The following is a 21,688-nucleotide window of genomic DNA, read 5'->3' as shown; positions in this document are numbered from 1 at the left end:
GGGCGATCCGTCCCCCGCCGTGCGCGCCGCGGTCGCGCGGAATCTCGAGGCTCCGTCCGGCGTGCTCTGCGAGCTCGCGCGAGACCCGGTGGTCGACGTCCGTCGCGCCGTGGCGTGGCCGCTCTCCCTGGCCGCGTTCTCGGGGCACCGCGGCGACGCGGCGGCCCGACGCGCCCTCGAGGCGCTGGCACGGGACGTCGACGTCTCGATCCGGCTCGAGGTCGGCCGCAGCGTCGAGTTCCTGTCTCCGGAAGGCACGCACAAGGCGAGCGCCATTCACATCGGCGTGCTCCTCGCGGAGGGTTCGGACCCCGAGGTCGCGCGGCGGGGCCAAGGGGCCCGTCACGGTCAATTCGCCGGTCGTCTCGGTCGAACTCGCGGTCGAACTCGCGGTCGAACTCGCGGTCGTCGCGGTCGTCGGCCCCCCGCCCGTGTCGGGCGAGCCGGTCGCGCTGGTGGGCAGCAGCGGACCCGCGTCGTCGCCGCAACCTGCCGAGAATGTCCACACACTCATGAGATAAAGCCAGCGGCTCCGACGATTCATGGTCCGGTCCTTCGAGCGAGCGTGGCCAGGATAACCCATCGCCGCGCGCCTGGGACGGGCCATGATCGACGAAGCGGACGACGAGCCCCGCGACCGAGGTCCGCGCGGGCCCGCCGGCGAGCTCGACCTGGTCTCCCTCGAATTCGCCGCCGTCGGGATGATGCGCGGGCCTGAGCAGCCTCACCGTCAGGGAGACAGGAGGTTCGTGTTACCGCTCGTGGCTCGTAGAGCGCGAGGGACTCGCCTCGATCACCGGCACGCTCCTCGCCTCGGGCGACAGCGTCGACTCCTTCGAGGACGCGACCGACGCCGGCCGCGCGGGCTGGAGGGGGCCGCGTGGCGCCGCGACCTGGCGTCACGTCACGACACGCGCGCGCGAGCCCGGGAGAGGCGCGTGCGACACTCCGGCCATGGCGCCCTCGCTTTGCCACCTCATCACCGTGTTCGCGCTCGCCTTCGCGTGCGACTCCGGCTACGACCTCGACACCACGATCACCGTCCCCTCGGACATCGCGGCGAACTACAGCGTCGCGAACCAGGGCCTGCTGCTCGTGCGTTATACCGTGGATCCCGTCGCCCCGCCGACGCTCCGCGAAGTCGCCGTACTGTGCGGCGAGGCCGGCGACTACACCACCCGCGACGTCGGCGACGGCACCGTCATGGAGACGCAGGTCACCGCGTGGATCGAGCCGGTCACCGGCCGCACCTGCGGCCCGATCGGCCCCAACGTGCTCGAGGACAGCGACTTCCAGAACGACGACGACGAGCCGCAGGCGAGCGCGACGGCCGAGGCCGAGGCCGGCTGCGGCGGCCACGAGGGCTCCATCGCGCTCACGCTGTCCGCGCCGTAATATGCGATCGAGGCGAACTCGCTCGTTCCAACCATCGGTCCTCCCATACGCCGGCCGAGCGCATCTGCTGCTCGCGGCGTAGATCGATGTCGCGTTCGCCTACACCGGCACCCCATCTGCGGCCGCAGCCGACGTAGATGGCGAAGCTGATGGAGCACAGCCTGCTCCGCCTGAACCGCGGACGCCCCGGGCGTGTCGCCCTCGATCGTGCCCGGCGGTACTCATCGCCCGTAGATATCGGTCGCTGGCTTGTACGCTCTCCAATCGAACCAATAGTCCCAAAGGACAGTTACCGGCATCATGCACGACTTCGCGGTCGCCTGAGGCCCTTCGACCGCGCAGCCGCGGAAGTCCCACAGGCTCCCGCTCTCCGCGTCGCGCAGATGCGCTGCGTCGGCCGGCGCGAGCAGCAGCGCCCTGCCGTCGATGCGTCGGTCGAACGCTCGCAGCATCCGCCCGCCGCCCGACCACACCACCACGGGCACCTCGCCGAGCTCGTCGAGGATCACCGGCTCCGCCGCCAGCCGGCTCGCTTCGTACGCCCTTGCCTGCCCGCCAACCGCGATCCCTGCGACGAGCGCCCGCGGCGGCAACGGCGAGTCGCTGGTGTCGACGACCGTCGGCAGCTTGTCGATGCCGGGCTCCCAGTCGCGCTCGTAGCTGTCCGCATGACCAGGTTCGCCGAGTAGCACCTTGCCGCCCGGCGACTCCTCCATGAAGCGCGCGACCGTCAACTCGTCGTTATGAAGCTGCTCGAGCCTCGCCCCGCGCATCGGCCCGGCGATGCACTCGCCGCTGACTTGCTGCCAGAAGCTCCCCGTCTCCTCGTCGCGCATGAGGAAGTTCTGGTTGTGGATCCCCGCGAGGTGGAACGTCAGCCTCTTGCCCTGGATTGTCCGCTTCCACACCAGACCGGTGTGGAGCCCACCCAAAACGCCGCCCCAGGCAGCGCCTCGCGTGGGCCTAAATTTGCGAAATTGCTCATCATCGAGGCCCGAGGGCCGCCCCCCGCAGTACCCGCCGACCCCCTCGGATCTCGGCCAGTTTTGGCAAATTTGGGCACACAAATTCCGCGCTGGGCGCCGTCGCACGAGGCCTTCACGTACGATGGAGGAGTTTCGATGTGGAACATTAACGTGAGCGCGCGCGCGACCAGCGCTGGTCGCACCTACTGGCAGTACGACTTCCGGATCGAGCTCCCGGACGGAACCCCGTACCGCGAGCGTCGCAAGGCCCGTGGCGCGACCACCGAGGCCGCCGCTCGTCAGGTCGGCATACACAGGCTGCAGGAGGTCCTCCGCCAGGGCCCCAAGGCGAAGCGGAAGCCTGAGACGGACATGCCCACCGTCGCCGAGTTCGCCAAGGAGTGGCTGGAGCTCTGCACCGCCGAACGCCAGCGGCCCGCAACCCTTGAGAACAAGCACTTCGCCCTCAAGAAGCACATCCTCCCCATCCTCGGCGCGACTCGGCTCGACGCCGTGGACGACCGGGCCATCGCTCGGTTCAAGCGAGAACGCCAGGGCGTTGCCGCCGCCACCGTGAACAACTGCGCCAAGGAACAGGGTCATCGGGTTCAGGTCCCCTCCCACCGGCGGAGGTGTGGAGGTCGCGGTGTGGGACCTCCGCGGCGATGGACCCGCCGGGCGAACGCCGGTGCTCTTGCGCGCCCATCGAGCTCCTGTCCGCGCGCTGTCGTTCGCTCGCACGTTCCTCGCGTCCGGCGCGAGCGACGGCTTGCTGTGTCTCTGGCGCCCGGAGCGGGACGATCGCCTCCTCGCCTTCGCGGTGCACCGCACGCGGACCACTACGACGAGCATCGACTTGAGGTCTCCGACGCCAACCCCGACGGATGCACGCCGGAGCACCGCTGCCGCGGTCACACCGACGGTCATACCCACGGCGCCGACTGCGGTCACCCGGCCGTGCCGCACGGAGATCACGTGGACTACCTGGTCGGTGACCATCTCCACCACCCGCATGGCGGCCACTGCGACCATCACGGACGGGTGACGCTGACCTGATAGGCGCGACCTCTGCCTGCGAGGATGACTCCGTCGCTCGGAGTTCATCCAACCTGCGGTCCGCTCACCGGCGGCTCTCCACGCCGCAGGCGAAGGACCCCCCAGAGCAGCAGGCCGGCGGAAGTGACGACGAGCAGCCCGAGCGGCGGCACCAGGCGTACGGCGACCTGCGCGGGCCCCTCCTCGACGAACGTGAACCGAGGAAGCGCGTCGTATTCGCCGGCTGTCAGACGCCGCCCGGCGTACAGCCGCGGCGCCATCTCACCGCGCAGCGAGTCGACGAACGCCAGCACCTGCGCGCCGAAGGCCGTGTGGCGGGCCGGGCCCGTTCCAGCGAGCTCGCTCAGGGCCTCGTGGACGAGGACCGGCGGGGATACCCACGACGAGGCGCGCACGAGCTCCGTGCGCGCCTCGAGCTGCGCGGCGAAGGCTGCGAAGCGCGGGGCCGTCTCCTCCTCGATGGTGCGCTGGACCCGGTAGTAGCCGCGCGCCCACGCGAACGCGTCGTCGCCGGTGAGCTCCGGGTGGTCGTGGATCCACGCCGCAGCCCGATTCTCGGCGGCGCGGAGTTCGCCGACCAGCACCATCCGCGAGGGCAGCGGGAGCGCCTGCTCGACGACCGTGTTGATCGCGGCCGGCAACAGCAGCACCAGCGACACCCACGCGCCGGCGAGCGTCATCGCGTTGGCGGTCGAGCTGCGACCGCGGGTGTTCACGGCGAAGGCCAGCGCGGACCAGAACAGCGCGTAGACGGCCGCGACCGCGAGCCAGGCGAGCAACGCGACGGTGACGGCCGTCCCGAGAGCCACGGCCGCAGCGACGCCGAACAGCCCGAGCAGCACGACGAGCACGACGAGCCGCGCCGCGAACTTGGCCAGCAAGAAGCCCGCCGGGGAGATCGGCTGCGAGAGGACGAGCCGCAAGGTGCCGCGCTCGCGCTCCCCCGCCAGCAGATCGAAGGTCAGGCCGATGACGAGCAGCGGCAGCAGGTACACGACGACGAACGCCGCGTCGAAGGTGCCGGCCTGGAGCTGCTCTGGATCGGCGAGCGATTGGCGGGTGAGGACGGTATCGCTGCGGCCCCACAGCGATACCTCGGCGACGCTGGCGGCGAGGTCGCGCTGCCCGGTGGCGAGCGCGGCGAGGGGCCCTGGCGGCAACGCTGCGGCCACCTTGTAATCGAGCGGGCTGCCGGCGAAGGGCCTCTCCTCGGCGCGCACGCGGCCGGCCTCGACGTCCGCGACCTCTTCCCGCTTCTGCGCGACTGCTGCATCGACATCGTGCTGCACGCGAGCGAGCTGCTCGGCGTCCGCGAGCGCCCACGCGCGACCGCGGGCGAGGGCGTACCCGAAGCAGAGGAGCAGCACGAGCGCGCCGAGTCGCAACGTCGGCTCGCGGAGCAGGAGGCGGAGTTGGGATCGAAGGAGCGAGGGCCGCACGAGGCTCTCCGGATTCAGGGGTCGACGTGGAGGCGCCGCGCCGACGCGAGCGCCAGCGACGTCGCCAGGAGAAACAGCGCAGCGAGGATCGCAAGGCCGCGCAAATCTGCGGGCGACGGGTCGGCGTCGTCCTGGCCGAGTTTACCCAGCTCGCGCCACAGCTCGGGCCCCGCGAGGTACTCGAACGGGCTCGCGCCGGGGTGCTGCGCGACGTCCTCGTTGAGGCGGCGGACGAGCGCTCGTCGGTGCTCCTCGGCCGCCGCCGCGAACTCGCGGTGAGCGGCGAGATTGGTGCCGCACAGCGCGGCGGACAGCGGCTGCAAGGCGAGCCGCGGCGATAGTAGCGCCAGCGCCAGCCGGAGGTCCGCCTGACGCCGGTGGATCGCGTGCAGCTCGCCGTAGCGACGGTCGTAGACGCGGTCGCCGTACTCCTCACCGGCCTGCAGCGCGACCCCGGCGAAGTTGACCGGCAGCTCCTCGACCGTCTTCACGCCGTACCGGGCGAGCAGCCCGGCCTTGAGGGCCTCGGTTCGGCTGTCTTTCGGGTCATGTCCGTTGATTCCCTGCTTGATGTCGCGCGCGACCTGGGCGAAGAAGTCGTGCTCGGACGGGGTCGGATAGGCCCAGGCGGCGATGTCGGAGGCGATCCGCGGGACCGCGACCACCGCCGCGACCCACAGCGCGAGCGAGCCGACCAGCGCAGCGCTCGAGCTGCGCGCGCGCGCCGAGATCGCCAGGTTGAGCGCGGCGAAGCAGCCGAGGTAGAGGCCGTAGCCGAGCGCGAGCAAGCCGACGCGCGGCAGCCCCGCCCAACCGCCGAGCGCCGCCGCCGACAGCAGCGCCACGAACAGCAGCGGCGCGAGCACCAGCATCGCCGCGACGAGCTTGCCGAGCACGAGCGCCTGCGGCCTGACGCCCTGGCCCACGAGCAGGCGGAGCGTGCCGCGCTCGCGTTCGCCGGCGATCGCCGCGAAGGTCAGGAGCAGCGCGAGCAGCGGGCCGATCGCTTGCAGGATGTTCGCGGCGGTCAGCTCTCCGAAGCGCTGGACCGCCGGCGCGTCGTCGGCCGGACGATGCACGAGCGCGTTCTGGCGGTGCGCCTCGAGCCACACGGCGCTCCCGAGGTAGCGGTCGACCCCGCGGTCGAACAGCGCGAGCCCCGAGATCGGCTTGAACGCGTATTGCCCGAAGTGCGCCGCCGCGTGGGGGTTCTTCGGACCCTGCTCGAGCCAGTTGGCCCGCTCCAGCGCCGCCGCCTCCTCGCGCTGCGCCTGCAGGGCGCGCACATTCGTCGCGCCGACGATCACCGCGACCGCCAGCAAGGCGAGGGTGAGCACGACCACGTTGCGGATCCGGCCGTCGCGCCAGGCGGAGCGCAGCTCGTGCCGCACGATCCGGCCGATCATGCCGCCGCCTCCTCCGCGGCGCGGCGTACGTGCTCGAGGTAGACGCGCTCGAGGTCCTCGCCCGCGAGGTCGCCGCTGCCGCCCTCCCACACGAGCCGCCCGGCGGACATGATGCCGATCCGGTTCGCCAGGTCGCGGGCGCGGAAGAGGTCGTGCGTGGCCATCAAGACGGCGACGCCCTCGTCGCACATCGAGCGCACGAGCCGCGAGAACTCGAACGACGCGCGCGGGTCGAGGCCGGAGGTCGGCTCGTCGAGGAGCAGGGCGCGCGCCCGCTTGGCGACCGCGAGCGCCAGCCCGACCTTCTGTCGCATCCCCTTGGAGTATTCGCCGCTGCGGCGGTGATGCGCTGCCGCAGGCAGCCCCACCCGCTCGAGCAGGGCCGCGACCTCGGGCCCCGACACGGCGCTGCCGCCGAGCCCCGCGAAGTACTCGAGGTTCTCCGCGCCGCTCAGGTGCGGATAGAGGTGGACCTGCTCGGGGATGTACGCGAGGTGCCGCTTGCTCTCGATCAGGTGATGCTGCACGTCGAGGCCGCACACCCACGCGCGGCCGGCGGTCGGCGCGGCGAAGCCGAGGAACAAATTCATCGTCGTGCTCTTGCCCGCCCCGTTCGGGCCGAGCAGGCAGTACACCTCCCCGGGCCGCACCTCCAGCTCGAGGCCCGCGAGCGCCTCCACTTCTCCGTATCGCTTCGTCAGCCCCTCGGCACGCAGCATGGTCCGACTCCGTCTCGCTTCGACACGGTAGGGATCGCAGGTGGTTTCTGCCCAGGCAAGGATCCCGACGACTTTTTCGATATGAGATTGCTCTTGCAATGTCATTGCATCTGTGCGACCGTCGAGCGCGTGGAGACTCCGCCCGATCCGCGCCTCCCCGTCACCGTGCTGTCCGGCTTCCTCGGCGCGGGCAAGACGACGCTGCTGAACGCCGTGCTGCGCAACCGCGCCGGTCTCAGGGTCGCCGTCATCGTCAACGACATGAGCGAGATCAACGTCGACGCGCAGCTCGTCCGCGAGGGCGGCGCCGCGCTCAGCCGGGTCGACGAGCGCCTGGTCGAGATGAGCAACGGCTGCATCTGCTGCACGCTGCGCGAGGACCTGCTGGTCGAGATCTCCCGCCTCGCCCGCGAGGGCCGGTTCGACTACCTCCTGATCGAGTCGACCGGCATCTCCGAGCCGCTCCCGGTCGCCGAGACCTTCACGTTCCCTGACGAACAGGGCGCGCGCCTCGCCGACGTGGCGCGGCTCGACACGATGGTCTCGGTGGTCGACGGGGTCAACTTCCTCCGCGACTACGAGGCGTCGGCGAGCCTCCGTCAGCGCGGCGCGGCGCTCAACGACGAGGACCGGCGCACGATCACCGACCTCCTCGTCGACCAGGTCGAGTTCGCCGACGTGCTCGTCGTCAGCAAGGCCGACCTCGCCACGCCCGCGGAGCTCGACCGCCTCGAAGCGATCCTCCGCAGCCTCAACCGCGAAGCCCGGATCGTCCGCGCGGCCCACGGCGAGCTGCCGCTGTCGGAGGTGCTCGACACCGGGCGCTTCGACTTCGCCCGCGCCTCCCAGGCCGCGGGATGGCTGAAGGAGATCCGCGGCGAACACACGCCCGAGACGCTCGAGTACGGGATCTCGAGCTTCGTGTACCGCGCGAGCGTCCCGTTCCATCCGCGGCGCTTCTGGGCGCAGATCCAGCGCAAATGGCCAGGCGTGCTGCGCTCGAAGGGGATCTTCTGGCTCGCCACGCGAATGAACGAAGCGATGAGCTGGTCGCACGCCGGTCGAACCCTGCGCGTCGGTCAGGCGGGTCTGTGGTGGGCGACGCAGCCGCGCCGAAAATGGCCCGACGACCCTGCCGCGCGCGCGGAGATCGAGCGCCACTTCCGCCCGAAGTGGGGCGACCGTCGTCAGGAGATCGTGCTGATCGGCAGCGGCATGGACCGCGACGCGCTGACCGCCGAGTTCGACGCGTGCCTGCTGACCCCCGACGAGATGCGTGGCGGGCCGCGAGCCTGGATCGCCCTCGAAGACCCTTTCCCCGAGATGCGCGCCGAGCCGGCCTCCGTGTCGGCCTGAAGCGCGTGCGCTCGACACTTTCTCCAAAGGACCGTCACGCGATGACCTCTCCTGCCACCTTTCAACAACCGATCGCCTGGGACAGCGTCGAGGCCGGCTACACCGATCTCTTCGCCCCCGTGCTCGCTCGCTATGCCCGGGCGGCCGTCGAGCTCGCGCGCCCGGACCGAGACGCGCGCGTGCTCGACGTCGCCGCGGGCCCCGGTACCCTCGCGTTGCTCGTCGCTCCCGAGGTTCGTTACGTCTCGGCCCTCGACTTCTCGCCGGTGATGATCGAGCGGCTCCGGGCCGAGGCGAAGGAGAGAGGGCTCGGCAACGTCGAGGCCGTGGTCGGCGACGGGCAGGCGCTGCCGTACGCGGACGCGGAGTTCAACGCCGCGGTCTCGATGTTCGGGCTGATCTTCTTCCCCGATCGCGCGCTCGGCCTGCGCGAGCTCCGGCGGGTCCTCCGGCCGGGTGGGCGCGCGGTCGTCGGGTCCTGGGCCCCGCTCGATCCAGGGACGCCGCCGGTCGTCCTCTCCGAGTGCTTGCGCGCGGCGATGGCCGGGCCGGGGGGCCCGCCGCTCGAGCTGCCGCTCGCCACGCCGGAGGCGATGCACGACGCGCTCGCGGACGCTGGTTTCGAACAGGTCGAGGTCTCGCGGGTCACGCACGAATTCGTCGCTGCGGACGTCGACGCGTTCTGGGCCGTCCACACGCGTGCCAACGTGCTGCTCGCGCCGCTCTTGAACGGCATGGCGGCCGACGACCGCGAGCGCCTCGCCGCCCGCGTCGTCGGGGATCTGCGCGACCGCCTGGGTGGCGGTGAGATCCGCTATCAACAAACCGCACTCCTCGGGCTCGGCGTGCGTGGCGCCTGAAGGAGCGACGTCATGCGTGAAATGTTCGTACCACCATGGTGGTTATTATGGATCGTCGCAGGACTGGCCGCGAGCTGCGGCGCCGACCCTCAGCTCGCGGCGTCCGAGACGAACGGCACCACCGAGGCCGCGACGACGACCGGCGACACGGCGACGGACGCCGCGCCGACCGTCACCGGCGACGACACGAGCGCGACCGACACCAGCGGCGACCTCCCCGGGCCGCCGGCCGTCCCGTGCTCCGAGTGTTTCCCGCTCGAGCGCTTGCCGGACGACCTGCGCGCCCAGGCCGAGGAACTGCTGCTGCTCGCGCTCGACCGCGAAGCCCTCTACACCATCGCGGCCGACATCAAGCCGATGAGCTCGGGCTTCGCCGAGCTGAGCTATCCGGCGGCCGGGCCGACGCCGCCCGAGCTGGACGCGCTGCGCACGATCCTAACCGAGTTCACCTGCACCTCCGAGCTGACCGCGAGCGTCCAGGTGTTCCACGCGACCTTCGACGGCTTCGCCTACGCCGACGGCGTGGTCTTCCACGATGTGCGGATGCGCGAGACGGTCGAGGCCTTCGCCGACTTGTTCGCCGCGATCGGCGTCACCGCGGACGAGCCGCCCCTCGCCATCGTCGACGCCGTCGACGCCGATCCCACGACCCGGCGCTTCCGCGGCTACGGCCATTTGTTCGGCTACCCCGAATACGCCGTCGATTTCTTCGCCGAGGCCGCGGAGCACGAGGCCATGACCGGTGAATTCGTCGAGCGTGAATTCATCCACATCCCGACCTTCGAGTCCGCCGAGGGGCGCTTCGTCTACGCGGTGCCCGTCGGTCACCAGGAGAACGACGACGACGTGGCCCTCCGCGCGCGGGCGGCCCCCGTGCTCGCGCGTTACTCCGAGCTGCGATCCACCTTCATCGGCGACGACAAGCCCGGTGTGCTCCCCCTCGTCCGCACCTGGTTCGACGACGGCTCCGGTCGATGCTCGCCGCGACACGCCCTGATGGAGGTCGATCGATGAGCACCGGCGAGCCGAGGCGAAGCAAGTGGGCCCGGCGAGGCCTCGCAGCCGCGCTCGCGCACCTCGTCGCCTGCGGAGCAGCGAACACGCCGGCGATCGAGCCGGACACCCGCGAGCTCGTGCCTGAACCTTCGCCAGCCGCGGACGCGCCGGCGATCGAGCCGGACACTCGCGAGCTCGTCCCTGAACCTTCGCCAGCCGTCGACCCACCGACGCCGGTCGCCTGCGCGGTGCGGTTCGCCTCGCACGACGCGTTCATCACCGCCCTCGCCGGCAAGCCGGACCCGCTGGACGCGGCGCCGACGCGGGCGCAGCTCGCGGCCGCCTTCCCCGAGTCGGGCTTCGTCGCCCTCCAGGATGGCCGGTGTCTGACGTTTCTCGAGGGTGCTGTGCTGCGCCCGCGCCCGGTCCCGGGCACGCGCTGGCCGGTGGTGGTCTTTCTGCGCGGCGGCCTCGACAAGGGAGACCGGCTGCGCTTCGGGAGCCTCGTCGAACTCGCCGCCCTCGCCGAGCGTGGATACATCGTCCTCGCCCCCGAGTACGGATCGGCCGCGGGCAGCGACGAGATCGGCGGCGCGGAGAACGAGCGGATCATGGCGTGGATCGACCGCATGACGCTGCAGCCCGACGCGGACAGCGACGGCTTGCTCCTGTGGGGCCACTCGCGCGGGGCCGTGAACGCCCTCCAGCTCGCGCGTGACCGACGTGACGTCGCCGCCGTCGCCGTCACGAGCGGGCTGCTCGACATGGAGGCGTTGCTCGCCGCACGCCCCGAGGTCGAGCCGACGCTCCGCGCCAGCATCCCCGACTTCGACGTCGACCGGGACGCGGCGCTCCGCGCCCGTAGCCCGATCTCCTGGGCGAACGCCCTTGCGACTCCGACGCTGCTGATCCACGGCACCGACGATCGCCGCGTCGACATCGCCCAGGCCCGACGTTTCGCCGCGATCCACGGCGAGCTGCTCGAGTTCCAGGACGGTCACATGCTGTGGTCGCATCACAGCGAGGCGGTCGACGCGATCGACCGCTTCTTCCGCCGGCATCGGCTGCCGCCCGTGCCGCTCAACCATCTCTACGTCGTGCTCGACGCCGAGACGCACGCCGCGCTCCGCACCTCCCGCTTCCTGCTCGAGGAATTCGCGGCCGTCGACGCGGGACTGCCGCACTTCCGCCCGGTCGGTCCCGACGCCGACGTGCTCTACGTCCGCGGCGCCGAGACGTACCTCGAGCTGATGGGGCCGCAGAACCACTTCGGCGAGCCCGTCGGGCAGATCGGGCTCGGCTTCGGGGTCGAGGTGCCGGGGTCGCTGCCGCGGGTGTTCGCCTCGCTGCGCGCTGCCGGCCTGCGACCCTTCTTCTCCAGCGACCACGTCGACTTCGCCGGGCCGGTGCCGATCCCGTGGAAGCAGACCACGGGCCCGCGCGCGCTGCTGGTCGACGGGCTCGCCGTGTGGGCCTCGGAGTACGAGCCGGGCTTCGCCCATTGGCTCGATCCGCAGGGGACCGACCCGCGAGCCATCGCCCGCGGCGACTTCTTGCGGCCCCGGTTCCGCGGCGATCGCTTGCTCGCGGACATCGTCGGCGTGCGCTTAAGCGTCGATTCCGCTGCGCGCCAGACCGTCGTCGACGGCTTGCTCACATTCGGCTACGAGGCCCGCGGCGAAGTGTTGACAGGCGCTGGGCTCGAGATCTCGCTCGAGCCTGGCAGCGGCCCGACCCGGTTGCTCGCAGTCACGTTCCGACTCACCCGCGCTGCGAGCTGCGACCTCGTCCTCGGCACCGCGCACCTGCAATGCACAGGGGACCGCGCCGAGCTCCGCCTCGGCGCGGTCAAGCCCGGCTCGAGCCGCGCGGTCCCCTGAGCGGCGCGTCCTGAGCCATCGCGCCCAGGCTGCGCTGCTCGACGCAATCACACGGGGACGCAGTTGAGAGGATCTTGCGGATCCGTCATATAGCCGGCGTCGCAGTGGCAGTGGCCGTCGTGCTCGTGCCCGTGCCCTCCGCACTCGGCCTCGCCGCTGTTCTCGGTGAGCGTGGCCTCGAAGCTCCACGTCTCCAGCACGATCGTCTCGCCTTCGGGGACCGGCGTCGTGGTGAAATCCTCGGCGATCGTGACCTCCCTCAGAGTCACGCCTTCGATCACGCCCGCGAATAGAGAGCCAGCGCTCGTCCCCAGCGCGGTCAGCGTGACCGTTCCGCCGACCTCGGGCATCCACGTGCGCCCGCAGTGGAAATGATCGTCGTGCATCTCGCACCCGTCGCGGAACAGCAGGCAGGTCCCGCACGTCGCATAATTCGTCTCCTCCGCGGTCAGCGGGACGGTCGTCGGTGTCGTCGGCCCGCCGAATGCCTCGTAGATCTCGAGGTTGAGCACGCGGGTGTCCTCGATCGCCTCGAGCACCCATACCCGCTTCGTATCCACGATCTCCGTGAAGGCGCGGACCTCCTCCGGCGTGAACATCAGGCCCTCCTCGGCGTCGCTGTCCGTTCCCGTCGTGTCCGTTCCCGTCGTGTCCGTCCCCGTCGTGTCCGTCCCCGTCGTGTCCGTCGCCCCGCCGTCCGTCCCGGTCGGTTCGGCGGTGTCCGCGTCGGAGCTGTCGTCGCCCCCGGTCCCGGCCGGCAAGCAGCTCTGCTCGTCCTTCGAGAGCATGTAGCCGGGGTCGCAGTGGCAGTGATCCCCGTGGAGCTCCCCGTTGCCCCCGCATGCCTGCTCGGCGTCGTCGTTGGCACAGGCGGCGCCGAGCCCCAGGGTGCTGATGAAGATGAACGCGGTGATGCTTCGGAGATCGTTCGTGATGCGGCGCATGAATGCCTCTCGTGGTCTGTCGATAATTATTGCAACAAGATTGCAAGAGCAAGCTTAATTGCGACTACGCGCGCCACCCCCGGAGAACGGGTCACGAGCGGTGGACGACGAGCGGCGCACCGAGGCCGATGTCGGAAAACACGGCGGCCGAAGTCGTGACCGCGGATGCATCCATGTCGAGCCCCGAACGCATAACCTGAGCCCGCCGGGCCTCACGGCGCCTCCACCAGTCGCAGCGCTGCATACCGGGCGCCGATGATGTTGCGCGCGACCGGGCCGAGCTCCAGCTCTGCGAGCGGGCCCGTGACGTGAAGGCCTCGGCCCCACTCGAGCCGGCCGTCGACGACCGGATAGCCGCACGGCGCGACGGGCAGGCCGAGCTCGACAACGGCGCGGTCGACGAGTGCACCGCCGGGGCGCCGCGGATCGAACCCGGTCGCAAGAAGCACATGGTCGGCAGCGATCGGCGGCTGTCCGGCGCAGTGCAGCAAGATCCCCCGTCCCAGCGGATCGGCGGTCGCCCGCTCGACCTCGGCCTCGATCATGCACACCGACCCTCGCGTCAACGCCTTGCGGAGCTGCCGGTACACGTCGGGCGGCATCGACCCCCGGTGACGCACCCTGCGGAGGATGTCCCGGCGGTGGAGCATGTCGTCGGTGCGTCGGAAGTGCCGCATGCATTGCTCGCCCAGCCAGCAGACGTCGCTGTCGAACTGATGTACTCGCGGTGCGTGGCGCATCAGCAGCGCGACGCCTCCGCTGTGCCGACGGGCGAGGCTGACGGCCACCTGCGCCGCCGTGATCCCGCCCCCCACCACGACCGTGCGGCCCGACGGCGCGAAGGTCTCGAGCTCCCACCCGGGATCGAACACGTGATCGATGACGCCTCCGAACTCGCCGCGAATCGCACGCGCCCAGCTCGGCCAATACGGCTGGTCGCCGGCCCCCGGCGCGAGCAGCACGCGTCGCGCCGTGAGTACGCCGGCGTCGGTCTCGACCGCGAGCCCGCCCTCGCGCGCGCGTAACTGCAGCGCCGTGGCGCGCGACCGCAGCGCGCGCAGGTCGTTGCGGTCGATCACCGCCTCGCAGTGACGGCGGAACAGCTCGACCGAGGGCCGCCGATACGGCCGCGTGAACCGGGCCTCCGGCGCCTCCGTCTCCGCGAAGTGGTGCAGCGCCGCCGGCTGGACGTCGAGGTGATGCACTACCGGCGAGCGCAGGAACGGCATCCCGGTGTTGCGGGTGAAGGCGTGCCAGCGGGCCAGCGGCTCGTCGTGGGGATCGAGCACGCGGATCCGGTCGCGCGCCACCCGTCCTCGCTTCAAGAGCTGGACGCAGATCGCGGTGCCGTGGACGCCGCCGCCGACGATCAACCAGTCGAGCATGCGTCACTCCCCCGGCGCGTCCCAGGCGCCGAACGGATCGGGGAAGCGTCGCCACGTCATCGGCCCCGCGGTGAACTCGGTCGGGGTGAGCAGGCGCCGTCGAGGGCCGCGCGCAGGCGGACCTCGTCGAGCCGCTGGCCGATGAACACCAGCTCCTGCCGGCGATCGCCGACGTCTGGGTCCCAGACCGCCGCGATCTCGCCTCTCGCCTCCTGGTCTTTCGGCCATGCCTCTTCAGGCAGGTCTGTCCACCACGGGCCCGCCGCGCCGAGCGTGCAGGCGACGCCCGCGTGCGACCACTGCCCGCAGCCCTCGCGGGTCGCCAGCCACACGAAGCCCTTGGAGCGCAGCACGCCGCGCAGGCGATTGGTGATGAATTCATACAGGCGCTGGGGGTGGAACGGCCGGCGGGCGCTGTACACGAACGAGCCGATCCCGTACTCCTGCGCCTCGGACTTGACCAGCTCGCGCGGCTGGGCCAGCCACCCGCGGGCCTGCGCGGCGCGCTCCGGATCGAAGCGGCGCGCGCCGAGGACCTCGCGCACCGCGATCCGGCCGTGCTCCGCCGTGAGCACGCCGGCCGCGGGGTTGAGGCGGCGCAGCAGCGCGCGCAGCCGGCCGAGGGTCTCGGCGTCGACGAGGTCGGTCTTGTTGATGACGAGCACGTCGGCAAACTCGACCTGTTCGACCAGCAGGTCGACCAGCAACCGCTCGTCTCCCTCACCGACGGCGAGCCCGCGCGCCTGCAGAGAGTCCGGGCTGCGGTAGTGGGCGAGAAAGCCAGCCGCGTCGACGACGGTGACCATGGTGTCGATGCGCGCGACGGCGTCGAGCCGCTGGCCCTGCGCGTCCTCGAAGGTGAAGGTCTCCGCGACCGGCATCGGCTCCGAGATCCCGGTCGATTCGACGACGAGGTGGTCGAAGCGCCCCTCACGGGCGATCCGCGCGACCTCGACGAGCAGGTCCTCGCGCAGCGTGCAGCAGATGCAGCCGTTCGAGAGCTCGACCAGGCGGGCGTCGACGCGCCGCAGCTGCGCGTCGCCCTGCCGCACCAGCTCGGCGTCGATGTTGATCTCGCTCATGTCGTTGACGATGAGCGCGATACGGAGGCCCTCGCGATTGGTCAGGAGGTGGCGTAACAGCGTCGTCTTGCCCGCGCCGAGGAAGCCGGACAGCACGGTGACGGGGAGTCGAGGATCGAGCGTCGATTGCGTCATAGTTCCTTGGGCGCGACGCCGTCCCGCGTGGAGACGGCCCAGAGCCGCGTCTCCGCCAGCCCGTCGCGCGGGAGCGAGCGGATCTCGGAGCGGCCGCCGAGCTTGCGCACCACTGCGCGTCTCGACGGCCATTCGAGGACGAGCGCGTCGCCGTCCACACGGACGACCTCGTCCGGCAAGGCGTCGAGCCACGCCTCCAGCCCCGCGAGCCGGACGGGCCGGCTGCGCACGACCTCGTGCCCGCCGCCTCTGCTGCCGCCGGACAGGACCCGCGCGGCGACCTCGAGGCCGCCGTCGAGCGGCAAGACACGCGCGTCCCGGCACTCCTCGCGGACGCGGGCGACGAACGGCGCACCGCCCTGGACGAGGATCAACCCCGCGCGCCTCAGCCGGACGAGCGGTCGCGCAGCGCCAGCGACCTCGGGGCGGAGCGACAGCTCCTCTTCACGCACGAGCCCCACCGTGCCGACGAACTCGAGGACGCGCGACAGCATCGGCGACCGGAGCACCGAGACCACCTCTCCGAGCACGGTCCCATCGCCGACGTCGACGAGGAGCCGCCGCACCGCCGGGTCCGCGACGATCCGGGTGACGGCGGCGAGCAGCGCCCCGCGGAGCTCACAGCACTCGCAGCCCATGCCCCATGCCGGGTCGTCGGTGCACAGCGCCACGGCCTGGCCCGCGGCCCCGCCGGCGAGAAAGCGGGCGCGCAACGGCTCCCGGATCGGCCCACGGGGACCGGCGACCGCGACGACCTCGACAAGGTCGGACATGCGCGACCATGCTTCCACTCTTGCAACACGATTGCAAGAGACATCTGAGAGTTATTGCAACCTGGTTGCATGAATGGTACAGCGTAAGCCGCGCATGCCCAGCGATACTCGCGTCCCGGTCACCGTCCTCACCGGCTTCCTCGGGGCCGGCAAGACCACCCTCCTCAACCGGATCCTCACCGAGCGCCACGGCCGGCGGATCGCCGTGATCGAGAACGAGTTCGGCGAGATCGGCATCGACCACGCGCTCGTCGTCGGGGTCGACGAGGAGATCTTCGAGATGAACAACGGCTGCATCTGCTGCACCGTGCGCGGCGACCTGATCCGGATCATCAACGGGCTGATGCGGCGGCGCGACCGCTTCGACCACATCCTGGTCGAGACGACCGGGCTCGCCGACCCGGGCCCGGTCGCCCAGACCTTCTTCGTCGACGACGAGCTGCGCGAGCAGGTCCGCCTCGACGGCATCGTCACCCTCGTCGACGCCCACCACGTCCACCTGCACCTCGACGACAGCGACGAGTGCCGGCAGCAGATCGCCTTCGCCGACGTCGTGGTCGTCAACAAGACCGACCTGGTCGAGCCCGAGCACCTGGACCGGCTCGAGCAGCGGATCCGTGGGATGAACGCGATGGCGCGGATCGTCCGGGCCCGGCAGGCCGCGGTCGACATCGACGCGGTGCTGAACGTCGGCGGCTTCGACCTCGCCCGCGCGCTCGAGGTCAAGCCGACGTTCCTCGAGCCGGAGTACCCGTTCGAGTGGGGCGCGATCGTCGAGCTCTCGGCGGACGCGCACACGCTCGAGCTGCACGACGGCCCCGACGCGTCGATGAAGCTCGTGGCCCTGCCGGTCGCCCGCGCCGACGCCGACGCGCTCGCCGCGGCCCAGGAGCGGGCGGTCCGGCGCTTCGCCGAACCCGCGGCGTCGGTGCTCCCGGGCTACGAGCTGCAGGCGAGCGGGCGGCTCTACAAGCTGATGCTGCCGCCCGCCGGTCCAAATCGTTTCGGCCTGCGAGCCGCGGAGCCGGGCCTCCACGCGCTGTTCACCGAGCACCAGCCGGCGGAGTTCGACCTCTCGCTGCGCGACAGCCAGGGCCGGAACGTCGCGCCGCTCACAGGCCGGCTCTACGATCCCGGCCACGAGCACGACGCCGCGATCACCTCGGTCGGCCTCCTCGTCGAGGGCTCCCTCGACCCCGACCGAATCAATGCATGGCTCAGCAAGCTGCTGCGCGAGCAGGGCGCCGACATCTTCCGCATGAAGGGGATCGTCGACCTCGGCGGCGACGACTGCCGCTACGTGTTCCACGGGGTCCACATGCTGTTCGACGGCCAGCCCGGGCGGCCGTGGGGCGACGATCCGCGGATCAACCAGGTCGTCTTCATCGGCCGCAACCTCGACCGCGCCGAACTGCAGGCCGGCCTGTGGGGATGCGTTCGGTGACCGCGTCGCGTCCGCTATCGCTCCCGCGGCTCGCGGCTCGCTGGCGTACGCGGGTCGACGACTTCGCGACGGCCGCGGATCTATCCCAGGCCGGCGCTGCTGTCGCGTCTGCGTCAGGCCGGATCACGGTGTTCGCCGCAGACGATGGAGCTGTCCGATGGGCCAGGGATGCTCACGCTGGCGGGGTTCTGGCGCTTGAATGGCACCCCCAGCTCCCTCTGCTGGCGACCGCCGGGCAGGACGGCCATGCGCGCGTATGGAGCGACGACGGCACGCTGCACCTCGATCTGGCAGACGACGCCGCGTGGGTCGAGCACCTGAGCTGGAGCCCGGACGGCGAGTACCTGGCGCTCGCATCGGGTCGAGTCGTGCAAATCGTCCGGCCAAGCGGAGCGACCGTCGCCCGCCTCGAACCGCACCCGAGCACCGTCACCGGACTCGCGTGGAACCGCGCCGGCGAGCGGGTCGCTACATCCCACTACGGCGGCGTCACGATCTGGACCGCCCGCACCGGCAAGGTGGTCCGCAAACTCGCGTGGAAGGGCTCCATGATCTCGCTCGCGTGGAGCCCCGACGGCCACGTCGTTGCCTGCGGCGAACAGGACGCATCCGTGCATTTCTGGCGGCTCGCCAGCGGTGAGGACTCACGCATGGGCGGCTATGCGTCGAAAGTGAAGTCGCTCGCCTGGGACTCGCGCTCGTCGATGCTCGCCACCAGCGGCGAGCCCGACGTGATCGTCTGGGACTTTCGCGGTCGCGGACCGGAGGGGAGTGAGCCGATCCAGCTTCCCGGCGACGACGCCCTCGTCAATTCAGTCGCCTTCGCGCCACGCGGTCTCCTGCTCGCCTCGGGCGCGGCGAACGGCAGCGTGCGCGCGTGGGACCTCGCGAACGCCATCGCACCGCTCGTCGGCGTCGGCGCGCACGAGGGCGCCATCTCGGTAATTTCATGGACGGGCGGCGGCCGCGAGTTCCTGGCGACCGACGCGGTCGGCGGGGTCGCGCTCTGGCGGTTGCCCTAGCTGGCCCTGCGGGCGGGCGAGCACGTGCATCTGGCGCATAGGCGTGATGGCTGGTACGGATCGAACATGCGGTTCCCGCTTCGGTTGTTCCTGCTCGCGCTGCTCGGCGCTGCGACGCAGTGCGACGCGGCAGTGGATCCGGGCATGTGCCACACCGGAGGCGGCATCGGGTGTCCCTGGTGCGGGGAGAATTGTCGCTACGGACGGGACCTCGATCCCGACAACGTCGGCCCGTGCGCGATCGGAGAGCTGCCCGGGCTCGATGGCCCGACCTCTTCGAGCTCGAGCGAGGGAGCGGACGACGGCTCCGACTCCTCGGGCGAGGCGCGGGGCGAGGCGTTCGTCACCGGCGAGTAGGTTCGTCGAGGGGCACGTCGAAGTCGACCGCGAAGCGGAGCTGCAAGCCCCAGCCGGCCTCGTCGGCGAAGTAGCGCAGCAGGCTGGTGTAATCGCGGTAGCGCGTGTTGAGCAGGTTGGTGCCGATCAGGCTCAGGCGAAACAGCCGCCGCTCCGACATGAACTCCACGCCGGCTCCTGCGCCGAGCAGCGCGTAGGCCGGCGGCGGCGGGCTGAAGTCGACGTCCGCCGGGAACCGGCGCTGGCGCGCGACGATCGTGGTGTTCAGCTCGATGTAGCCGCGCCCCGACACGCGGGTGTCGGGGAAGTAATAGCGACCCGCGAGCCAGTAGCGATCGGCGGGGATGAACGCGAGCGGCGCGTTCGTCTGCAGGTCGAGCGCGCGGACCCATGAGGCGCTGCCGGCCAGTCCGAACGGCAAGCGCGGCGCTCGCAGATCGAAGCGCAGCTCGCCGCCGCCGAAGAAGGCGTCGACGGGCGTGAAGGCGAACACCGGCAGCGGCCCGCGCGACGTGCAGCTCAGCGGGGCGCACTGGCCCTCCTGCCGCTGCGGCACGAAATAGATGTAGTCGTCGATGTAGGCCGCGTGTCCGGCCGCCTCGACGAGCAGCCAGTCGCCGTCGTACTGCAGCGTCGACTCGCCGCCCCACGAGCGCTCGACGCCGATCTTCGAGCTGCCGACGCCGAGGATCGGGAACGACGGGGCGGCGCCGTTCATGAACTGCTCGTCGATCGAGGGGATCCGCGCGGACGAGTTGAGCTGGGTCCGCCAGGTGAACTCGGGAGCGCGCCGCACCGGGCGGACCAGCGCACCGAGCGTGGCGGAGGCGGTGTGGAAGCCGCGTTCGCAGGTGCCGCCGTCGCCGCTCGCAGGACAGGCGCCGGGGTCGAGGCGCCCGCTCGCCTGTTGGCTGAGGAAGTCGCGCTCTCCCAGCGCCGCGTTCCGGTGCAGCCCCTCGTAGCGCGCACCCAGCTCGAGCTCGACGCGCTCGTGGACGAAGCGCTCGATGTCGTAGACGGCCCAGCTAGCCTGGCGGTAGTCGGGGATCAGCGTCGACGACGACGTGAAGCGGTTGGTCTGGTGGCTGAACGTCCCGCCCAGCGTGCCGACCAGGGACCACGGCCCGAGCTGCAGCCGCGCGTGCTCGTAGCGGACCTCGGCGGCGTGCGTGGCCAGACCGAACGTCAGCTGCGGACCCTCGACGCTCTTGCGGACGACGTCGAACTCCTTGCGGTCGTTGAACTGGAACGAGTACAGCGCGTGCAACTCGCCGGCGCGGCCGAGCCCGACGCGCGCGCGCGCGAACGCCAGGTGGTGCCAGATCTCCTGCTTCGCCCGCTCGATCTCGAAGTCCTTGCGGTAGAGCTCGGCGCCGATCGGACGCGAGCGCGCCAGGCTCTTGCTGAAGTCCTCGGGGCTCGAGATCCGCAAGCACGTGCAGATCCCGCCGGCCGTCCGCATGACGCGGTAGCCGACCCCGAAGTCGACCGCGTCGCTCGCGTAGCCGAGCTGCGTCCCGGCGTTCCAGGTCGCCGCGCCGGTGTTGTCGAGCGGGTAGGTCGGCGTGACGACGGCGCGGTGGCGCGTCGCGTTGCCCTCGACCCGGATGGCGAAGCCGCGGGCGCGCGCGGGGGCCCAGTCGATGCGTGCCGAGCCGCCGCCGCCGAGCGGGTTCGAGTAGCCGACCGTGCCGATCTCGCTGCGGACGCTCGGCCGCTGCGGCAGCGGCCGCGAGTCGAGCAAGACGACGCCGCCGATCGCCTTGGCGCCGAAGCGCGTGGTCCCGGCGCCCTTGACCACGGTGATCCGGTCGGCGACGTTCGGGTCGACCTCGGGCGCGTGGTCGATGCCCCAGTCCTGGCCCTCGTGGCGGATGCCGTCGACGACGATGAGGTTGCGCCGCCCGACGTGGCCGCGGATCATCGGCTTGCTCATGCCGCCGGCGGTCCCCCGCAGCGTCGCCACCCCGGACATGCCCGACAGCGCGTCCGCCAGGCCCTGGCCGCGCGTACGCGCCAGTTCGGCGCCCGCGAGCGACTGGCTGGCCGACACGCCAGTGGGGCGCTCGGTGTGGACGTTGACGGCGATCACGTGATCGCTGTGGCGCGGGTGCATGGCCTCGAGCTCGATGCGCGAGGTGGTGGTCGACCCCGACACCGCGACCTCGAGGCGCGCGGGCGTGTGCTCCGGCATCTCCGCCACGACCTGCATCTCGCCCGCGCACAGGCCGTCGACACGGACTCGCCCGTGTTCGTCGGTGCGCGCGTAGATCGGCGAGCTCCGGCCGGGCGCCCGCAGCTCGAGCCGCGCGCCCGCCAGGCCCTCGGTCGTGCCCGCCTCGACGACGGACGCGACCCACACCGCCGAGCAGCCGCTCGCCGACGCCGGCTGCTCGGGTGCAGTCGGCGAGGCGGCCGGCTCGGAGAGGCTCAGGTGGAGGACGAGTGCGACGAGTTCCGCGGCCAATCGCTCG

The 21,688-nt window shown here is 71.3% G+C and carries 16 protein-coding genes and 3 pseudogenes; 10 read left to right on the top strand and 9 right to left on the bottom strand.

Translation table 11 applies throughout. The annotated features are described in order from the left end of the window. Positions 1–954 precede the first annotated feature (954 nt). Positions 955–1,395, top strand: coding sequence for a hypothetical protein (locus tag K7C98_RS42180; protein ID WP_224197620.1), 441 nt, complete (start codon positions 955–957; stop codon positions 1,393–1,395). 221 nt (positions 1,396–1,616) lie between these two features. Here the strand turns inward: K7C98_RS42180 and K7C98_RS45580 are convergent, their stop codons facing one another. Next, positions 1,617–2,303, bottom strand: a complete 687-nt coding sequence (locus K7C98_RS45580; RefSeq protein WP_224197619.1) for a DUF3179 domain-containing (seleno)protein — start codon at positions 2,301–2,303, stop codon at positions 1,617–1,619. A gap of 213 nt (positions 2,304–2,516) precedes the next feature. Here K7C98_RS45580 and K7C98_RS45575 point away from each other — a divergent pair. Both K7C98_RS45575 and K7C98_RS45370 read left to right on the top strand, forming a co-directional pair. Further along, positions 2,517–2,837 (top strand): annotated as a pseudogene (locus K7C98_RS45575) (hypothetical protein); the annotation flags it as partial. Positions 2,838–3,185: 348 nt separating this feature from the next. Then, positions 3,186–3,416 (top strand): annotated as a pseudogene (locus K7C98_RS45370) (hypothetical protein); the annotation flags it as partial. A 44-nt stretch (positions 3,417–3,460) separates the two neighbouring features. On the opposite strand, the gene K7C98_RS42165 reads toward K7C98_RS45370, so the two are convergent. From K7C98_RS42165 to K7C98_RS42155, 3 genes are read right to left on the bottom strand one after another with little or no spacing between them, the layout of a single operon-like run. Continuing rightward, positions 3,461–4,855 carry a DUF3526 domain-containing protein gene (locus K7C98_RS42165; RefSeq protein WP_224197618.1) on the bottom strand — a complete coding sequence of 465 codons (1,395 nt, stop codon included), beginning with the start codon at positions 4,853–4,855 and terminating at the stop codon, positions 3,461–3,463. Positions 4,856–4,869: 14 nt separating this feature from the next. After that, a complete protein-coding gene (locus K7C98_RS42160; RefSeq protein ID WP_224197617.1) occupies positions 4,870–6,261 on the bottom strand; it encodes a DUF3526 domain-containing protein in 1,392 nt (463 codons plus the stop codon). Then, positions 6,258–6,980, bottom strand: coding sequence for an ABC transporter ATP-binding protein (locus K7C98_RS42155; protein WP_224197616.1), 723 nt, complete (start codon positions 6,978–6,980; stop codon positions 6,258–6,260). Before K7C98_RS42155 ends, K7C98_RS42160 begins: the two co-directional genes overlap by 4 nt. A gap of 129 nt (positions 6,981–7,109) precedes the next feature. On the opposite strand from K7C98_RS42155, the gene zigA reads away from it, so the two are divergent. Genes zigA through K7C98_RS42135 form a run of 4 tightly spaced genes read left to right on the top strand, consistent with a single transcriptional unit; the run spans position 7,110 to position 12,072 of the window. Beyond that, a complete protein-coding gene (gene zigA / locus K7C98_RS42150) occupies positions 7,110–8,336 on the top strand; it encodes a zinc metallochaperone GTPase ZigA (protein ID WP_224197615.1) in 1,227 nt (408 codons plus the stop codon). Positions 8,337–8,377: 41 nt separating this feature from the next. Further along, positions 8,378–9,196: a class I SAM-dependent methyltransferase gene (locus K7C98_RS42145; RefSeq protein WP_224197614.1), complete on the top strand. Its 819-nt coding sequence runs from the start codon at positions 8,378–8,380 to the stop codon at positions 9,194–9,196. Between the two features lie 12 nt (positions 9,197–9,208). Continuing rightward, positions 9,209–10,210 (top strand): hypothetical protein, encoded by a 1,002-nt coding sequence (locus K7C98_RS42140; protein ID WP_224197613.1) that lies wholly within the window; start codon positions 9,209–9,211, stop codon positions 10,208–10,210. Further along, the gene (locus K7C98_RS42135) at positions 10,207–12,072 is read left to right on the top strand and encodes a DUF5829 family protein (RefSeq protein WP_224197612.1); all 1,866 of its coding nucleotides are present in this window, start codon (positions 10,207–10,209) and stop codon (positions 12,070–12,072) included. The genes K7C98_RS42140 and K7C98_RS42135 overlap by 4 nt, the downstream gene beginning before the upstream one ends. A gap of 47 nt (positions 12,073–12,119) precedes the next feature. Here K7C98_RS42135 and K7C98_RS42130 read toward each other — a convergent pair whose 3' ends face one another. From K7C98_RS42130 to K7C98_RS42115, 4 genes and pseudogenes are all read right to left on the bottom strand, one after another. After that, positions 12,120–13,016: a hypothetical protein gene (locus tag K7C98_RS42130; RefSeq protein WP_224197611.1), complete on the bottom strand. Its 897-nt coding sequence runs from the start codon at positions 13,014–13,016 to the stop codon at positions 12,120–12,122. Between the two features lie 212 nt (positions 13,017–13,228). Further along, complete coding sequence (locus K7C98_RS42125) at positions 13,229–14,401, bottom strand: FAD/NAD(P)-binding protein (protein ID WP_224197610.1); 1,173 nt, start codon at positions 14,399–14,401, stop codon at positions 13,229–13,231. A gap of 3 nt (positions 14,402–14,404) precedes the next feature. Further along, positions 14,405–15,618, bottom strand: a pseudogene (locus tag K7C98_RS42120) (GTP-binding protein). Further along, positions 15,615–16,391: a hypothetical protein gene (locus K7C98_RS42115; protein ID WP_224197608.1), complete on the bottom strand. Its 777-nt coding sequence runs from the start codon at positions 16,389–16,391 to the stop codon at positions 15,615–15,617. Before K7C98_RS42115 ends, K7C98_RS42120 begins: the two are co-directional and overlap by 4 nt. 94 nt (positions 16,392–16,485) lie before the next feature. Between K7C98_RS42115 and K7C98_RS42110 the strand changes: the two genes are divergently transcribed. From K7C98_RS42110 to K7C98_RS42100, 3 genes are all read left to right on the top strand, one after another. Further along, on the top strand, positions 16,486–17,835 hold the full coding sequence (locus K7C98_RS42110; protein WP_224197607.1) for a CobW family GTP-binding protein: 1,350 nt from the start codon (positions 16,486–16,488) through the stop codon (positions 17,833–17,835). Between the two features lie 128 nt (positions 17,836–17,963). Continuing rightward, complete coding sequence (locus K7C98_RS42105; protein ID WP_224197606.1) at positions 17,964–18,857, top strand: WD40 repeat domain-containing protein; 894 nt, start codon at positions 17,964–17,966, stop codon at positions 18,855–18,857. Between the two features lie 66 nt (positions 18,858–18,923). Then, on the top strand, positions 18,924–19,214 hold the full coding sequence (locus tag K7C98_RS42100; RefSeq protein ID WP_224197605.1) for a hypothetical protein: 291 nt from the start codon (positions 18,924–18,926) through the stop codon (positions 19,212–19,214). Here the strand turns inward: K7C98_RS42100 and K7C98_RS42095 are convergent. Next, positions 19,201–21,681, bottom strand: a complete 2,481-nt coding sequence (locus K7C98_RS42095) for a TonB-dependent receptor (protein ID WP_224197604.1) — start codon at positions 21,679–21,681, stop codon at positions 19,201–19,203. The genes K7C98_RS42100 and K7C98_RS42095 overlap by 14 nt on opposite strands. Positions 21,682–21,688: the final 7 nt, after the last annotated feature.

Origin of the sequence: Nannocystis pusilla (assembly GCF_020073745.1) — a bacterium.
In the GTDB taxonomy this organism is placed as follows: Bacteria; Myxococcota_A; Polyangia; order Nannocystales; family Nannocystaceae; genus Nannocystis; species Nannocystis radixulma.
Note: the sequence above shows the minus strand (reverse complement) of the source record. Positions and strands in the feature narration are given on the sequence as shown.

What these genes read in the sequence shown, in the direction of transcription:
- K7C98_RS42180 (WP_224197620.1), top strand. Translation starts at nt 955, where the DNA reads ATGGCGCCCTCGCTTTGCCACCTCATCACCGTGTTCGCGCTCGCCTTC.
- K7C98_RS42160 (WP_224197617.1), bottom strand. Translation starts at nt 6,261, where the DNA reads ATGATCGGCCGGATCGTGCGGCACGAGCTGCGCTCCGCCTGGCGCGAC.
- K7C98_RS42155 (WP_224197616.1), bottom strand. Translation starts at nt 6,980, where the DNA reads ATGCTGCGTGCCGAGGGGCTGACGAAGCGATACGGAGAAGTGGAGGCG.
- K7C98_RS42145 (WP_224197614.1), top strand. Translation starts at nt 8,378, where the DNA reads ATGACCTCTCCTGCCACCTTTCAACAACCGATCGCCTGGGACAGCGTC.
- K7C98_RS42140 (WP_224197613.1), top strand. Translation starts at nt 9,209, where the DNA reads ATGCGTGAAATGTTCGTACCACCATGGTGGTTATTATGGATCGTCGCA.
- K7C98_RS42135 (WP_224197612.1), top strand. Translation starts at nt 10,207, where the DNA reads ATGAGCACCGGCGAGCCGAGGCGAAGCAAGTGGGCCCGGCGAGGCCTC.
- K7C98_RS42130 (WP_224197611.1), bottom strand. Translation starts at nt 13,016, where the DNA reads ATGCGCCGCATCACGAACGATCTCCGAAGCATCACCGCGTTCATCTTC.
- K7C98_RS42125 (WP_224197610.1), bottom strand. Translation starts at nt 14,401, where the DNA reads ATGCTCGACTGGTTGATCGTCGGCGGCGGCGTCCACGGCACCGCGATC.
- K7C98_RS42115 (WP_224197608.1), bottom strand. Translation starts at nt 16,391, where the DNA reads ATGTCCGACCTTGTCGAGGTCGTCGCGGTCGCCGGTCCCCGTGGGCCG.
- K7C98_RS42110 (WP_224197607.1), top strand. Translation starts at nt 16,486, where the DNA reads ATGCCCAGCGATACTCGCGTCCCGGTCACCGTCCTCACCGGCTTCCTC.
- K7C98_RS42100 (WP_224197605.1), top strand. Translation starts at nt 18,924, where the DNA reads ATGCGGTTCCCGCTTCGGTTGTTCCTGCTCGCGCTGCTCGGCGCTGCG.